The following is a 16,850-nucleotide window of genomic DNA, read 5'->3' as shown; positions in this document are numbered from 1 at the left end:
TCCTTGAATATTTTCATGTGAGAACACCTGTTCTTCCATTTTTTCTATTTGAACATCATCAAATGCATAAACGGATTTACTTAATCCTTAAAATTTTTATAAGTATATCAACTCTGTCATCATGATTGACATCTAAAAAACTATTCCCATACCAAATCTCTGAAAGGTAAGGAATTTTACACTTTCTCATCTGATCATGATTCTTCGAAAGTTGAATGGATTTTATCCGATTTTTCTCATTAAAAAATCATTTATAAAAATTACCAGTGCCTACTATTGTAGCATATTTATCAATTATTTTCAAACACGACCTCTCTTTTTATAAGTGTGAAGGGCACTTTATGAATTTTGAACAAAATCCATTTGGAATAGGATTGACTATTCTAAGCATTTGTTTACTATTACAACTCAGACGAAAAAGACCAGAGCGTCACTCTGGCCTTTTCCTGTTCGGTTTAGCTTGTAACTAAACTTAGTCTTCTTTTTTGCGGGTAGTAGCTGCAAGTCCTGCACCTAAGCCCAAAAGAGCCAATCCTGCTGCTAAAGCTGACACCTGAGACTCACTTCCTGTATTTGGAAGGTGACCTTTTTCAGTTTGTGTCGCTTTTTCTTCTTGAGATTGTGCTCCTGTTTGAGCCAGTTGGTGCGCATCTGGATTGACAGGAACTTGTGGATTTGGTCCTTCTTGTGCTACGGCAGTTCCCACTTCCACAATGCGATCTTGCGATGCTACCTTATCAAAGGTTTCTTTCGATGTACGCTTACCGTTTTCGACTTCCACTAGGTGGACACGAACACCTTTTTGGCCTTCTTGGATCACACGAGTTTGCCCTACTGGAAGTTTATCGTTCTTACGTTCTTGAACTTGGAAATCAACTTCCTCTTCTTCCACTAGGAGCTCTGGCTTGTGATGAACCAAATCTTTGACACCATCAAGCGGTTGAGCCGTACCACGTTTAGTTCCTACTTCCACGATACGATCTTGCGCAACTATCTTATCAAAGGTTTCTTTCGATGTACGCTTACCGTTTTCGACTTCTACTAGGTGGACACGAACACCTTTTTGACCTTCTTGAAGAACACGACTTTCACCCACATAAAGTTTGTCAGTCTTACGTTCTTGAACTTTGAAATCAATTGCCTCTTCTTCCACTAGGAGCTCTGGCTTGTGATGAACCAAATCTTTGACACCATCAAGCGGTTGAGCCGTACCTCGTTTAGTTCCAACTAGAAGACCCCGGTTAACAGGAGCCTCTACCACTTCACGGAGTTTTTCTTCCTTACTTCCACTAGGATTAACCGCTGTGAAGATCCGTTCCTTACCAACTTTTCCTTCTTGTTCTACACGTGTTTCACCTAGATACAGTCTTGAATCCTTTTTCTCAACTGTCTTGTAGGCCAATTCTTTTTCAACAAATTCGAGTTTTGGAAGTTCTTCTTGTACAGCAGCAACTGTCTTCTCAGAAACTGGTTTTTCCTTAGTCAAGCGGATACGGTATTCCTTGACTTGTTTTCCACTTTCTGAAACAAGGCGAACAAGTACTGGAAGGCTATCGTCTCCGTTATCTACAACTGTTGAAGCTACTTGATTACTTTCTTCGACTGAGACTTTTGGACGTTGACCTTTATAGGTGATTTGGTAGTCTTGACGATCTTCAGCGAAGTCAGGAAGCTCTTTTCCATCTACAAGAATTTTTGATTGGGTACTTTCTTGAGGCAATTCACTCGGTGCAAGGAAGGTCATCTCAATCATCGCAACACCGCTCTTGTCAGCTTTACGCTCCATACGCCATCTCATGGCTTTGGCTTTGACAGCTTTAAATGTTACGTTGATTTCATCACCAGCTGCGATGTCTTTATCCGCACGATAAGGCACAGTTTCCCAATTTTCTGGATTGTTGAATGGATGGGCTGCATCGTAGGCTTGGTAGTTTGAATAGTAGGTAGGCGCTTCAAAATCTGGGCCAATATAACGTTCCAAAACGAGTTTAGATGGGGCATCCGTACCACTATCTGCAAAGAAATGAAGTTTGGCTTGCGCTACAGTCCGTTCGACAATCTTACCATTTTCACGGAAGATTACACCTGCTGATACTTCTGGATTAGAAGATGGTGTTGGAGACCAGTTTGTCCAACGACGATTTTCTGAATGATTTCCGTCATTGAGATAGTCCACACGGTCATGGGAGTTTCTATCAATGTCGTTAGTGGCTGAAGCAAAGGCGCGGTTACTATTTTCATCATACTCTGGGTTATTTGAAAGAGCTTCACCAAGTTTGTCTGTCACTCGTACAGTGAACTCAGCAACAAGATCACTACCAAGGACACGACCTCGAACGGTAAATTGACCTGCTTTTGTCAGATTTTCTGCTGGAACTTCTTCCCATTCAACTGCCAAGTCTTTTGTTTCGTAACCATCTTTACCTGTGAAGTAAACAGGAACCTTAGTTGGCAATTCAAGTGGTTGTCCTACTTGTAGCAAGCGAGCTTGTTTGACCGCGGCAACTGGTTTACGAGAGAGCAAGTCTTTATTGCTTGTAAAGTGTAGACGGTATTCTCCTAGGATGTCACCATTTTCAGCTTTCGCGATAACACGAACTGGCTCACCTTCACGAACGCTTGGAACGACGGTAGCGAGACCATTGTTGCTAACACTTGCTGTTACTGCAGGAACTTTTCCATCTACAGACTCAAGATAGTAGTCTGTCAAATCAGGGTTAAAGTTTGCTAATTCTTTACCGTCAACTTGGATTCTTGTTTGTCCTTGTTTAGCTGCCGCAACTTGTTTCGCAAAAATTTGTACTTCTGTGATAGACGTTCCTTTCTTGCTATCAAGTCGAACCATACGAATGCGAACCGCATAGGTCTCAACTTTATCAAAGCTGAAATGATTCATTTCTCCAGCTTTTAATTGAGCTGGTGCTTTGAGATTGCTTACCTCTTTCCAGTTTGCAGGATCATTAAAGGCATGGTTTTCCTCACCTACAAAGCTAGGGTTTTTAGGGGCTGTTGGAACGGTCTTACCGACATAATATTCAATCACATAAGACTTCGGTACACCAACTCCGTGGTCTTCGTGGAATCCGACACTTAGATTATCAACAGAACGTTTGCTCAAGATACCTGAATCTCCGAATAGGACACCAACTGAAGCTTCTGGATTACTACGATTCCAGTTCGTCCAACGATTGGCTGGGCGGTCATTAAAGGAAATCAATTTATCGTTGACGTTTGAAACAGGGTCGCTCGGATTTGAGTCTGAAGCAAAGGCAAGTGGTAATTCTGAACCTGTCCATTGATCAGAAATATTTGCACCTTGCTCAGTTTGAGCAGATACGCGAACATGAAGTTTAGTCGTTAATTGCGAACCTTCTAGGCGACCATTAACTGTAAAGACACCTTCCTTGGCGTATTGCTCTGGGCGAATCGTATCCCAAGTAACCTTAGCTGATGAAACATGACCATTTGAATCGTAGGTACGAACACTTTCTGGTAATTGTGGCTCTTCTGCGATTGGAGTTGTCACACTAACTTCTTCAACTGAAACGATACCTTCTACAGAGACTTTAGCACGCGCTTCAAGGTCAAGGCCTTCAACTTTACCTAGCACTTCAAAGGTTTGATAATGGTCTAGTTTTTCTTTTGGAATATCTTTCCATGTGACTTTGTGAGTTTTAGGGAAACCTTTGTCATACTCAACAGTTACTGTTGATGGAAGAGTAGGTTCTTGATGCAAGTCAGTCACTACATTTACTGGACGGATAGATTGCGCAATCTTCTTCTCAGTGTTGGCTTGGATAGTGAGATCAACTTGACCTCTAGCCCCCTCATATTCTGCTTTGAGAGTGACTGATCCTGGCTTATGCAACTCAAGCATTCCTTTACGAACTGCGACTTCCCCTTCACCACTTGTAGAGAAGTTCACCTTATCAGCTGGTAATACAGCTTGCGTTCCGTCTTGATAGTGTGCAAGGACAGACAATTTGACTGTTTGGTCTTCTTTGAGAGCATCAGCTTTCTCCACTTGTAGGCTCAAATGGTCAATTTTTGGTGCTTCTTCAAGGAATTGAATCGCATAAGTTTGAAGAGGACCACCATCATTTGGTTGAACAAAGATGCTTGCACGCATACCGTTTGCTGTACTTGCTTGAAGGACTGTAACAGTTGCATTTTCAGCACTTGCTGCGACTTCTGGCAATTGGGCACCATAAGCAAGAGTGCGGTATTGCATTGGATGTTGACTAGTAAAGCCTGTAACGGCTTCACCACCAACAGTTACAGTTGGCACTACAGGTGCTGCAGGATTGCCTTCTTCTACTACAAGAGTAGCATGTACGGTTTCGCCTCCTAGTAGACCAGTCATTTGAATACGTGATCCAGCAACTGAAAGTTTAGCTTTATCTGCTTCCGCAATCTCCCACTTATCAACTTCGTATTCTTGAACGCTTCCATCTGTTACAGCGATAGAAACGTATTTATCAACAGCATTCAAATCTGTTCCTGGTGCAACACGTTTAACTGTTGGTAGTTCTTTCGCAATTGCTAGAACCTCGACACGAGCCTCTACCTCACGTCCGTCTGCCATGCCTTTAACTGTCACAACTCCAGCTTGGCTCACATCAACAGAAGACCATGTTACTGGACGTTTTTCACGACTGCCATCACTATAGACAAAAGCGACGGTCTTCGGCATTTTTGGTTCTTTCTCGATAACAGTACGTACTTTTGGTACCTCTGTTCCTAGAACTGTCCTTTCTTGTTCTTCTTTCTTACCAGTGAAGACTGTTACTTGACCAGATTTCAAGAGATCTGAATGAGCTGTCAGTGTAAATCTACCTGCTTGTTCAGTTGATTTGACAATAGCAACACCTTTACCGTTAAAGGCTCTGCGAATCCAAGAACCATCTGGTTGCGCCTTATAGCGTTCACGGCTGGCTTGTTCCCCATTATCGACACCGACCAGTTGACCTTGTCCGTGCAATTGGAAGCGAACCAGATTATTGGCAGTTGGTACTACATTTCCTTGACTGTCAACGATTTCGTAGTAGATGTATGTCAAGTCTTTTCCATCTGCTGCGATTGCATGTTCTTCCTTGATGAGTCGAACACCTGCTGGTTGACCTGCAGTGGTAATCTTATCACGTGCAATTTCTTTTCCAGCTTCATCGCGAGCTACAGCTTCCAAAGTACCTGGTTGGTAAGCAACCTTCCACTCAAGATAGAGTTCCTTAGCATTCGCACCTTCTTGATAAGTCCGTCCATCGCTGGTTTGTTTTTTGTTGAAGGTCTTAACTCCAAGAGATTGACCGTTCAAGAACAATTCTACGCTTGCAGCGTTTGAGTATGCTCGAACTGGGATTTTTCCGTCTGAATCTTCAACTTTCGATGCCAATTCTCTATTTTCCCAGTTCCAGTGAGGAAGGAGGTGAACCATTGGTTTCTTCTTGGCAGAAACCCATTGGCTTTGGTAGAGATAGAAGTCATGTTTTGGAATACCAGCTGTATCTACGATACCAAAGTAAGAGCTCTTAACGGGAGTTTGGTTTTGGTTGTGCCATGGCGTAGGCTCACCGATATAGTCCGTACCTGTCCAGATAAATTGTCCAGCATAGCCAGCGTTGTCACGGTCAAAAGTCCATGAATCTGTTGCCGTTTTACCCCAGCCAACTCGGTCATTACCATAGTCAGATTGTTCGTAATGACGTTCAGGTCCGTTGCTATGTTTCAATTCACGTTCAGGACGATAGTAGCTACCTCGTGTACGGGTTGCTGAAGATGTTTCTGAACCATAAATCAACCATTTTGGATGTTTCGCACGAAGTTTCTTGTAGTTATCTTCTGAGTAGTTGAAACCAACTGCATCGAGTTCTTCGGCAATCTTCTCATGACCACCACTACCATCTCCAAAGCGGAACTTATCTGCTCCCATGGTAACATAACGTGTAGTATCAACATCTTTAATCACTTTTACTAAGCGTTTAACCGTTGCAAGTGAGTGTGCATCACCGTTGGCTTCACCGATTTCATTCCCGATAGACCACATGAAGACAGCTGGGTTATTTTTGTCTCTTTCGACCATGGTACGAAGATCATAGTCAGACCATTTTTCACCTTTTCTAGCTTCTGGGTGAGTGGCATCTTTTTCAAAGAAACGTCCGTAGTCATATGGTTTCTTGCCATTATACCACGTATCAAAGGCCTCTTCCTGAACCAGCAAACCAAGTTCTGCTGCGATTTGCAAGGTCTGTGGACTTGCAGGGTTATGAGTTGTACGGATGGCATTAACACCCATCTCCTTCATTTGTTTGAGACGACGGTATTCTGCCTTATAGTTTTCTTCTGCTCCAAGCGCTCCGTGGTCATGGTGCAAGGAAACACCATGGAATTTAATGCGTTCACCATTCAAAGAGAAACCTTCATTTGGAGTCCAATGATAGTAACGGTAACCAAACAAATCCTTCTTAGCATCAACCAACTGACCATCACGGTAAACACGCGTAATCAATTCGTACAAGGCAGGTTTATCATTTAAAACTGTCCAGAGTTTTGGTCTTTCAACTTCTAAAATCGCATCAAGGCTTGTTGATTCATGTGCTTTCAAGGTACGACTCGCTGTACGAACCAAACCTGTCACTGCCTGACCACCACGTTCAACGATTTGATATTCTGCCACTAGTTCATGGTCTTTATCATCTGTATTGACGATTTTGCTAGCCACATGAGTTTCAACCTTGCCATATTGCTGTTCTTCAAGTTTTGGCGTTAAGATGGTTGTCCCATTTTTCTCAACATGAACCTTATCTGTCACTTGCAAGGTCACATCACGGTAGATACCACTACCTGAATACCAACGGCTACTTGGTTGTTTGTTGACCGCATGGACAGCAATCACATTCTCACGACCATCTTTGTGAAGGTATTTGGTGATATCGTATGAGAACTGGTTATAACCATTTGGATAATGCCCCACTAACTGGCCATTGACATAGACTTGAGAGTCCATGTAGACGCCATCAAAGGTCACTCGAACATTTTTCTTGAGATCTTTTTCATCAAGTTTGAATGTCTTACGATACCAAGCTTCACCACCATTGAGCTGTCCACCCTCGTTTTGGGCAGGTGACTGATGGTCAAAATCGTTAAATATACTCCAGTCGTGTGGGAGATCCAATTTTTGCCATGTTGATACGTCTGCATCTGATTTCACAGCTTCTTTAGGATTCGCATTGAGTTTAAAGTGCCAATTTTGATTAAAATTCACTTTTCTATCTTCAATCATTTGATTCACTTCTTCATTTGTCGCAGCTTTCAAATCTTCCTTGACAGGCTTTTCTTGACTTGAAACTTGAGATTCTACCTTCGGAGCTGTTTCTTCAGGTTTTAGAGATGCTTTCTCCTCTTTTGGAACTACAGGTTCATCTTCTTTCACCTCTGATTTGCTTGCTTCAATGGGAGCAGCTTGACTTTGATCGACACTTGCAGCATCCTTGTGCTCTGCTACAGCTTGATCCTCTTTTTCCTCTACTGCCGGACTTTCCACAGTGTGAGTAATAGGAGTTTCATCCGCGAAAACTGGTGATTCTCCAACGACACTTCCTCCAAATAGAACCGCACAGGTTCCAATCATGACAGAGCAAGCTCCTACAGCAAACTTACGAATACTGTAGACTCTTTTACGATTCCAATGGCCTTTTTCCATAAAATCCTCCTTTAGCAACCGCTTTCATTTATTTGTAAGCGCATTACTTTTTCATAGCCTTTTACTCTTATTTTATAAAATAATATAGGGAATTTCAATACCTAAACATAAAAAATCATAATTTTGATTGTTTTTTCTAAAATTTGTAGAGGATTTTAAAAATATGAATGTAGATTTAGAACAAAAACAAACAATTTTTGACACTCAGTTAAATATTATAAAAAAGTTCCTTTTGTAAGGAACTTTTTTACTTATAATTAAAGATTCCCCCTGCCAACTTATCAGCTAGTTTAGGAAAGAGGGTATAAAACTTATGGGCTAGATTCAACAAAATTGGGAGATTGAGTTCCCTTTTGTTTTTTCCTATGGTTTTGACAATCTTTCTAGCGACTGCATCTGGTTCTAAGAGAAAGCGGTCAACCGACTTGAGATAGCTACCATCTGGGTCAGCCTGGTCAAAAAAGGCAGTACGAATCGGTCCTGGATTGACCGTCGTTAGATAGACACCGTCGGGCATGAGTTCAAGGCGCAGAGCGTTTGAAAATCCAATAGCCGCAAACTTTGTCGCTGAGTAGAGACTGGACTTGTTAGTCGCTATCAAACCTGCCATACTGATGATATTGATGATATGCCCTTTTCCTCTCTCCTTCATACGAGCTCCAAAACGACGAGACAGATTCATCAGAGCAAAGGTATTGACCTCAAACATCTGGTGAATATCTTGATCAGAAATCTGGTCAAAATCTTCAAAAATCCCATAGCCCGCGTTGTTGACCAAGACATCGATCTTGTCATAGCGGAGATAGAGGTCAGCTACCAGAGTTTCTAGGGCTGAGTCATCAGTAATATCGATTTCAATCAATTCTACATGGGGATGATTTCCATATAGCTCCGACAGTTTTTCCTTGTTTCTACCTAGTAAGATGAGTTGGTCATTTGGCAAGAGTTTGACCATTTCTTGGGCTAAGCCACCGCTTGCTCCGGTAATCAGAATAGTACGCATACTTATCCTTTCTCAATCTTCTAAATTTCCACTTCTTCCAAGTCTTTGACCACATGGACATTTTCAAAAACAGTAGCCGCATCTTTCTTGAGCTGGCTGATATCTTTTGAGAGGAAGCGGGCGCTGATATGATTGAGTAAGAGGCGCTTGGCTCCTGCTTCTGTTGCTACTTGCGCAGCCTGCATATTGGTTGAGTGACCATGGTTACGGGCAATTTTCTCATCGCCCTTTCCATAAGTTGACTCATGGACCAGGACATCAGCATTGACGCCTAGACGCACACTGGCATTGGTTTTTCGGGTGTCACCAAGAATAGTAATAATCTTACCCGGACGTGGCGCTGAGATATAGTCAGCTGCCTTGATTTCAGTTCCGTCTTCTAAAACAACATCCTGACCATTTTTGATTTTTCCAAAAAGCGGGCCGAACGGGACACCTGCAGCCTTGAGTTTTTCAGCATCCAAGGTACCTCCCAGGTCCTTTTGCATGACACGATAGCCAACACAGAAAATCGTGTGGTCCAATTCTTCTGCATAAACGGTAAACTTGTCTGTTTCAAGGATTTTCCCTAGAGAATTCTGGTCAAACTCATGAAAATGAATGCGGTAAGGCAGGCGAGAACCTGATACACGTAGACTGGTTAAGACAAAGGACTTGATCCCTTGAGGTCCGTAGATGTCCAAATCTGTCTGCTCTTCATTGGCCTGAAAAGCACGGCTAGAAAGGAATCCTGGTAAGCCAAAAATGTGATCTCCATGCAGGTGAGTGATAAAGATTTTGCTGACCTTACGTGGTCGGATCGTGGTTTCCAAAATGCGATTTTGCGTTCCTTCTCCACAGTCAAAGAGCCAAACTTCGTTAATCTCATCCAAGAGTTTCAGGGCGAGACTTGAGACGTTGCGGGCTTTAGAGGGCTGACCAGCCCCCGTTCCTAAAAATTGAATATCCATTCGATACTTTCTAATTAATCAATATATAACATAGCTGTGCGATTTTCCGATCGATAATAAAGCTTGCCAGAGAAAGCAACAGCTTCTTGTAGTAAATCCTCTTGGCTATAACCTTTGAGACGTTTGCGACCATCAGCCAAGCTTTCCAAATCTGTCAAAGCTGTGAGATTTTCTACACTAACAACTTCCTCGTCCCCGACATGCTTCATATAAATCTTTCCAGACTCTTCAAAGACTAGTTGATGGGGGAAAATTTGCGCAATCTCAAAGAGCAAGTCTTCTGAAATAACTTCTGTATTTTCAGAGAAAATCCGCCCCAGCCCCTCACTCTCATAGCAAAAGCCAAAGGATTTGCCAGATAAATTAAGACGAATAAAAGGCTTATTTTCAAAGGTGAAACTTGGCTCAGCATTGTAGAGGTTCAGTTCCTGACTGACTTCTGCAAAGTAATCCGTCGCAGCTTCAGGGCTCTTTTTCTGGTAGAGCTCTGCAAAGTAAGCATTGACCACGCTAGGTGGAGGGGTGATGAGAGCCAACTGCTCCTGCTCTGTTTTGCCAGATAGAAGTTGATCCAGATAGACCTTATCCAGACTTGTATAGCCACCATACTTGAGAGCTAATGATTTCATATCAGTCATAAAATTCTTCTAATCTCCATTTGTTTTTCTTCGAAATGTAACCTGTGATGACTTCCCCGTCCTCTTGATAGTCGCGTTCTTCCAGAATCGCTACACTTTCTAAATCATGAATCTTGTAGGATTTCGAAAAAGGCACGCGCAGGGTAAAGGGTTCGAAAATATCCTTGATTTTCTCTAAAAATAAAGCCTGCAGCTGCTCACGACTATCCTTCGACTTGGCAGAAATCATTGCGTACGGTGTTTGGGTAGGCGTGAAATCCTCCACCAAATCCGCTTTATTATAAAGGGTCAAACGAGGGATATCCTCCATGTCCAAATCTTTCATGATAGACAGAACAGTTTTTTCATGTTCCTCATGATAAGGATTGCTGGCATCAATGACATGAACCAAGAGGTCTACATGCTTGCTTTCTTCCAAGGTGGACTTGAAACTAGACACCAACTCTGTCGGCAAATCTTGGATAAAGCCAACGGTATCTGTCAAAGTTACTTGGAGATTCCCCCCAAGATGGATACTCTTAGTCGTCGCATCCAGAGTTGCAAATAGCTCATCTGCTTCGTACTGGGTCTTACTGGTTAAGCTGTTCATGATAGTTGACTTCCCAGCATTGGTATAACCAATCAAACCAATCTTAAAGGTACTGGACTCCAAACGTTTTTCTCTAACTGTCGCCCGATTTTTCTCAACGACCTTGAGCTGACGCTCGATATCTGTGATTTGGTTGCGAACACTACGACGGTTCAGCTCCAGCTGGCTTTCACCAGGTCCACGGGAACCAATTCCTCCAGCCTGACGGCTGAGCATAATCCCCTGACCAACCAAGCGAGGCAAGAGATATTTGAGCTGGGCTAAATGGACTTGGAGCTTCCCTTCATGGCTTCGAGCCCGCATGGCAAAGATATCCAGAATCAACTGCATACGGTCAATGACCTTGACACCCAGAACTTCTTCCAAATTGACATTTTGCCGTGGCGTCAAGCGATTATTGACGATGACAGTAGTAATTTCTTCTGCATCCACCATTCGCGCAATCTCTTCCAACTTACCAGAACCGACGAAGGTCTTGGAGTCATACTTTTCACGTTTTTGTCTGTAGCTATTGACAACGACTGCCCCAGCTGTCTTAGCCAGACTGGCCAACTCTTCCATAGAGAGGTCAAAATTGTCCATGCCCTGTAGTTCAACACCAATAAGTAGGACCCGTTCCTCTTTTTTCTCCGTTTCAATCATCTAAAAACTCCTCTATCTGGCTTAAAATGCGGTCCTGCACGCCAGGCTCTCCTATCTGATAAAAGGTGACCTGCATGCGATTACGGAACCAGGTCAACTGACGCTTGGCAAAACGACGAGTCGCCTGTTTGAGACTCTCGCTTGCTTCCTCAAGAGTTTGCTCCCCACGGAAATAAGGAAAGAGTTCCTTGTAGCCAATGCCTTTGGCTGCCTGCACATCTGGATAATGGTCAAAGAGCCACTTGGCCTCATCCAAAAGACCAGCCTCAAACATCAGATCTACTCGGCGGTTGATACGTTCATAAAGCTGACTGCGTTCATCGTCCAAGCAGATAATCAGTGGTTCATAAGGACTTTCCTGATTTTTCAAATCCTTACCAAAATGGACAATTTCCAAGGCACGCATAGCACGACGACGGTTAAACTGGGGAATTTCAAGGCCTGCTTGCTCCACAAGATGGGCTAATTCCTCATCTGAATAAGGCTCCAAACTAGCCCGATAGGCTAAAATCTCCTCATGAGGTGTTTCCCCACCTAGATGATAGCCTTCCAGCAAGCTCTGGATATAAAGCCCTGTGCCTCCAGCGATAATAGCAAGCTTGCCACGACTTTGGATGTCCTCTATGGCTGCCTTAGCTTCTGAAACAAAATCAAAAGCCGAGTAAGACTCGGTCACCTCTCTGACATCAATCAAATGATGAGGAACAACAGCTTGCTCCTCTGGGCTAGCCTTGGCCGTCCCAATATCCAACCCTCTATAAACTTGCTGACTGTCACCACTGACCACCTCTCCACCAAAGCGCTTGGCCACTTCAATAGCAAGGGCTGTCTTCCCAACAGCAGTCGGTCCAACAATCACAATTATTTTTGTTTTCATCTTTTTTCCTTGAAAAATTCCCATTTTTTCGTTACTATTATTATATCATAAAAAGGTCAGTCAGAAAAATGCTACCACTTGAGGAGCCTGGCTGATCGGGAAGATAAAGGAGGAAAACTCATGGCTAAAGGATTCGCTAAAGGTCTTGTAACAGGTGTCGCAGGAACTGTCGCTGCCGTTGCAGGTGCAGTATACGCAATTAAAAAGAAAGTGATTGAGCCAGAAGAGCAAAAAGCAGCTTTCATCGAAGAAAACCGTAAAAAAGCAGCTCGCCGCCGCGTATCACATTAATATACAAAAGAAGTTGAGATTTCTCAACTTCTTTTTATTTCTTAAATAGCCAAATCAAACTTCAGCTGTGGCTTAACTGGATCATAGTCAACCAACTCAAAGTCTTCCGCTTTGATATCAAAGAAATTGGTCCCATCAGGAACATTTAAAACCAAACGTGGTTGGCAGTTTGACGGCTCACGGCGGAGCAATTCCTCTGCTTGTTCAAACTGGTTATCATAGATATGGAGGTTATTGATGAAGTAGAAGAACTTTCCAACCTTCCAGCCAAAATGCTTGGCAATCATCATTTGAAGAGCCACATACTGCATAGCATTGATGTGGTGAGCAACCAGCATGTCATTCGAACGCTGGGTCAAAGTCGCATCCAGATAGATTTCTCCATCTACTCGACGGACATCAAACATGGTCTGGAAGGCGCATGGAAGGAGGCCGTCTGTCTCCTCAAATGCTTGGTAATCCCAGAGTGAGATGATATTGCGACGGTTCCAGGGATTGGCTTCCAACTGCTTGAGAATCTTATTGATGATATCGTGTTTCTTAACGACCGCACCGTAGCGTTCACCAATGGTTCCCGTATCTCCCACTTCCCAGTCATTCCAATAGTGAACATTGTACTTGCTATTTAGCACTTCTAAGCTATTAGACTGATCTTGGTAGATCCAGAGCACTTCCTTGATAGCGGATTTGATTGCAATGGGACGCAAGGTTGTGATGGGAAATTCCCCTTTAGCCAAATCATACTCCGCAAAGGCACCCGTTACGTACTTGGAATTAGCAACAGTCCCATCCTTGTACTTGGGACGAGCTTGCTCTGAAAAGACACCGTCTTTGAGGATTCGTTCAATATTCTCTTTAAAAATCGTATCTGCTTTTGTCATTTACTCTCACCTCATTTATTGTCCTAACTAGTATAGCATAAAAAATCTTTTCTACATACTCAGATAATCGATGGCCTTTTTATATTTTTCTAATCGTTCCAAATCCTTGTCAGTAATAGTCTCAAGTCTCGATAAATCTGAATTATGTTTTAGGTCAGCTAATTTGACAACGCGTGCTAGAGAATTAGATTTCACATTTTCCAGATATGTTTGATAGTCTTGCCCCTTTTTCTTTGACAAAATTTGAACGGCTGTAACTACTGTTTCTGGTAAACCAGCTAGTAATAGTTCTTCAGCTGTAAAAGGACTGTCCTCAATGACATCATGTAGTAAAGCAACTGCTTTTTCTTCTTCAGTATCAACTTGGCTTGCTACATAGATTGGATGTTCTATATAATCTATCCCTGCCTTATCAAATTGCCCCCTATGAGCTTCCGTAGCGATAGACAATGCTAGTTCAAGCATGGGTTGTTTTGATGTATCCATCTAGCGGCTCCTTCCCAAAATTTAAACCTATTTCGTTTTATTCGATTTTTAAAAAAGAACTTGATAAACACCAAGCTCTATTATCAATCTATCTTATTGCAATACAAGCGATGCTGCTCCGATTACTCCAGCGTCATTTCCTAGAGTTGCAAGAGCCAATTTAGTGGATGTGCGTACTTGAGGGAAGGTATTTTCGTCGTAGACTTTTTGAACACCTTGGAGAAGGAATTCTCCCGCAGCTGAAACTCCACCACCGATAACAATCGTTGATGGGTTGAGGATTGAGCCGATATTAGCACAAGCGATTCCCAAGTAACGTGAGAAGTTTCGGTAAACGATCAAGGCAAGGTCGTCCCCTTCTTTTGCAAGGTCAAAGACAGTTTTAGCTGTTACTTCTTCACCATCGTCAATCAAGCGTTTCAAGGCAGCATCGCCTTCGTATTCATCTGCATAACGACGAGTCAAGTTGACAATCCCTGTTGCTGAAGCAACTGTCTCAAGACAGCCTTTTTTGCCACAGGTACATGCGATTGGTTGGTCAAAGTCAACAGTGATGTGACCAAGCTCACCAGCAGCACCAGCAACACCGTGAAGCAATTTGCCTTCTGCCACGATACCGCCACCAACACCTGTACCAAGTGTCATAAAGACAACGTCCGGTTGGTTGTCACCAGCACCCATCCAGCGCTCACCAAGAGCAGCTACGTTGGCATCATTATCAATGAAGAATGGAATCCCCAAGGCTTTTTCAATCTTTTCTTTAATTGGTTGAAGGGTTTTCCAGTTTAGGTTGTAGGCACCGATAACAGTTCCTTTTTCACGGTCAACCACACCAGGTGATCCCATCCCAATCCCTCGGAAATCCGTAGCTGACAATCCAAGCAAGTCCAAACGATGTTGAATAGACTCAATCATATCATCTACAATATGGCTACCTTCATCCAAAATGTTGGTCTTAATAGACCATTTTTCTTGGATTTCTCCCTCTTGAGTTAAAATTGCAAACTTGATAGATGTTCCACCAAGGTCAATCCCAATAATCTTTTGACTCATCGTCTTCTCCTTTTTAATTGAAAATGCTTACAGATATAGTATAACAAAATCATTAGATTTGTGCAAAGGTTTGCAGGCTACAAGCCAAAATTAAAATATCTTATTTGCTTCACTATTTGTAAAAATTAGTCACCTAAATGTTGAATGGCATAGTTTGCTTCTTCTTTTGTAAATTTTCCAACATAAGAAGAAGTTAGCCACTCATAAATCTCTGTCTTTGATAAATGGTTATTCTTTCGGTATTCTCTTGCTGTAATTAAGGCATTTGCTTTGTAATCTGCATTCAAGTGATCGATGGCATACTGCGCTACTGAACTTGAAAAACCATTCCACGTTAATTGGTTATAGAGATCTTTTTTTGACATATGTAAAACCGAATTATAGCTTTTCGCTTTATTTAAAGCAGCATTGTACTGCTTCCCATCTAGTTTTGGTTGCCGCACACCATCGTAGTCTACATAGTGACGGCCACCATCTACCCATTTATCCCTAGCCATTTTACCATCTGATTCAACATAATAACGGCCACCATCTACCCATTCATTCTTGGCCATCTTTCCATCTGATTTGAGGTAATAATTTCCTACCCATTTATTGCGAGCAGAGCTTCCTTCTGCGGTTAAATAATAATAGGATCCATAGTTTTTATCATAAATCCAGTCACTTTTAACCTTTTTTCCATCAGAATCAACATAATAACGACCACCATCTACCCATTCATTTTTAGCTCTCTTTCCATCTGATTTGAGGTAGTAATTTCCTACCCAGCCAGACTGAACTTTAGATTGTGATTTATCCTGTTTAGGAGTTGTTTCTTTAGCTTTTTCAGTCGGTTTTGGTGCCGGCTTCAGCGCGGGTTTTGGTGCCGGCTTCGGCGCGGGTTTTGGTGCTGGCTTCGGCGCGGGTTTTAGTGCCGGCTTCGGTGCGGGTTTCGGTGCTGGCTTCGGCGTAGGTTTTGGTGCCGGCTTCGGCGCGGGTTTTGGTGCTGGCTTCGGCGCGGGTTTTGGTGCTGGCTTCGGCGCGGGTTTTGGTGCCGGCTTCGGTGCGGGTTTNGGTGCTGGCTTCGGCGTAGGTTTTGGTGCCGGCTTCGGCGCGGGTTTTGGTGCCGGCTTCGGCGCGGGTTTTGGTGCCGGCTTCGGTNCGGGTTTTGGTGCTGGCTTCGGCGTAGGTTTTGGTGCCGGCTTCGGCGCGGGTTTTAGTGCCGGCTTCGGCGCGGGTTTTGGTGCTGGCTTCGNCGCGGGTTTTGGCGCGGGTTTCGGCGCGGGTTTTGGTTCTGGTTTTGGCGCTGGTTTTGGTTCTGGTTTCGGCGCTGGTTTTGGTTCTGGTTTCGGCGCTGGTTTTGGTTCTGGTTTCGGCGCTGGTTTCGGCGCTGGTGTTTTCGATTTCTCAGCAGGCTTTTGCGCTGGTGTTTTCGATTTCTCAGCTTGATTTGGCGCTGGTGTTTTCGATTTCTCAGCTTGATTTGGCGCCGAAGTTGTATTCTCTTTTACAATCTTACCGTTTTTAGATACATCCTTTTCTTGAGCAGAAACATGCTGAGCCGAAAAAGGAAAGGCTTCAGTTGTATCTGCAAATGAAATAAGTCCCAGTGTTGCAGTTGCTAAGCTGGTTACTAAAATTTTTTTTGATTTTTCATAAAAATCTCCATTATTTTAATGATTTATACCTATAGTATACCATATACTTTATTTTGCTTTCAAATCAAATATTAAATATTCAGAAATAAATCTAAAACTTAATT

The 16,850-nt window shown here is 42.9% G+C and carries 10 protein-coding genes and 1 pseudogene; 1 reads left to right on the top strand and 10 read right to left on the bottom strand.

The annotated features are described in order from the left end of the window. Positions 1 to 472: 472 nt before the first annotated feature. From bgaA to miaA, 6 genes are all read right to left on the bottom strand, one after another. Complete coding sequence (gene bgaA / locus D8852_RS06615) at positions 473 to 7,699, bottom strand: LPXTG-anchored adhesin/beta-galactosidase BgaA (RefSeq protein WP_125425073.1); 7,227 nt, start codon at positions 7,697 to 7,699, stop codon at positions 473 to 475. Positions 7,700 to 7,946: 247 nt separating this feature from the next. Further along, the gene (locus D8852_RS06610; RefSeq protein ID WP_084925155.1) at positions 7,947 to 8,702 is read right to left on the bottom strand and encodes an SDR family NAD(P)-dependent oxidoreductase; all 756 of its coding nucleotides are present in this window, start codon (positions 8,700 to 8,702) and stop codon (positions 7,947 to 7,949) included. A gap of 20 nt (positions 8,703 to 8,722) precedes the next feature. Beyond that, positions 8,723 to 9,652, bottom strand: a complete 930-nt coding sequence (rnz, locus tag D8852_RS06605) for a ribonuclease Z (RefSeq protein WP_084925156.1) — start codon at positions 9,650 to 9,652, stop codon at positions 8,723 to 8,725. A 14-nt stretch (positions 9,653 to 9,666) separates the two neighbouring features. Further along, positions 9,667 to 10,290, bottom strand: a complete 624-nt coding sequence (locus D8852_RS06600) for a cystathionine beta-lyase (RefSeq protein ID WP_125425072.1) — start codon at positions 10,288 to 10,290, stop codon at positions 9,667 to 9,669. Continuing rightward, on the bottom strand, positions 10,283 to 11,521 hold the full coding sequence (gene hflX / locus D8852_RS06595) for a GTPase HflX (protein WP_125425071.1): 1,239 nt from the start codon (positions 11,519 to 11,521) through the stop codon (positions 10,283 to 10,285). The genes D8852_RS06600 and hflX overlap by 8 nt, the downstream gene beginning before the upstream one ends. Next, positions 11,514 to 12,398, bottom strand: a complete 885-nt coding sequence (gene miaA, locus D8852_RS06590) for a tRNA (adenosine(37)-N6)-dimethylallyltransferase MiaA (RefSeq protein ID WP_084925159.1) — start codon at positions 12,396 to 12,398, stop codon at positions 11,514 to 11,516. Before miaA ends, hflX begins: the two co-directional genes overlap by 8 nt. A 120-nt stretch (positions 12,399 to 12,518) precedes the next feature. Between miaA and D8852_RS06585 the strand changes: the two genes are divergently transcribed. Then, positions 12,519 to 12,689, top strand: coding sequence for a DUF3042 family protein (locus D8852_RS06585; RefSeq protein WP_001051782.1), 171 nt, complete (start codon positions 12,519 to 12,521; stop codon positions 12,687 to 12,689). Positions 12,690 to 12,730: 41 nt separating this feature from the next. Here D8852_RS06585 and D8852_RS06580 read toward each other — a convergent pair whose 3' ends face one another. The 4 genes and pseudogenes from D8852_RS06580 to D8852_RS10280 all read right to left on the bottom strand — a co-directional run. Continuing rightward, positions 12,731 to 13,570 (bottom strand): thymidylate synthase, encoded by an 840-nt coding sequence (locus D8852_RS06580; protein ID WP_084925160.1) that lies wholly within the window; start codon positions 13,568 to 13,570, stop codon positions 12,731 to 12,733. Positions 13,571 to 13,621: 51 nt separating this feature from the next. Continuing rightward, the gene (locus D8852_RS06575; protein WP_084925161.1) at positions 13,622 to 14,056 is read right to left on the bottom strand and encodes an HD domain-containing protein; all 435 of its coding nucleotides are present in this window, start codon (positions 14,054 to 14,056) and stop codon (positions 13,622 to 13,624) included. A gap of 93 nt (positions 14,057 to 14,149) precedes the next feature. Beyond that, a complete protein-coding gene (locus D8852_RS06570) occupies positions 14,150 to 15,109 on the bottom strand; it encodes an ROK family glucokinase (protein WP_000078548.1) in 960 nt (319 codons plus the stop codon). A 125-nt stretch (positions 15,110 to 15,234) separates the two neighbouring features. Then, a pseudogene (locus D8852_RS10280) lies at positions 15,235 to 16,140 on the bottom strand (Ltp family lipoprotein); the annotation flags it as partial. Positions 16,141 to 16,850: the final 710 nt, after the last annotated feature.

This window comes from Streptococcus mitis, from assembly GCF_003942695.1.
GTDB lineage: Bacteria > Bacillota > Bacilli > Lactobacillales > Streptococcaceae > Streptococcus > Streptococcus mitis_BD.
This window is presented reverse-complemented; position numbering and strand designations above follow the sequence as displayed.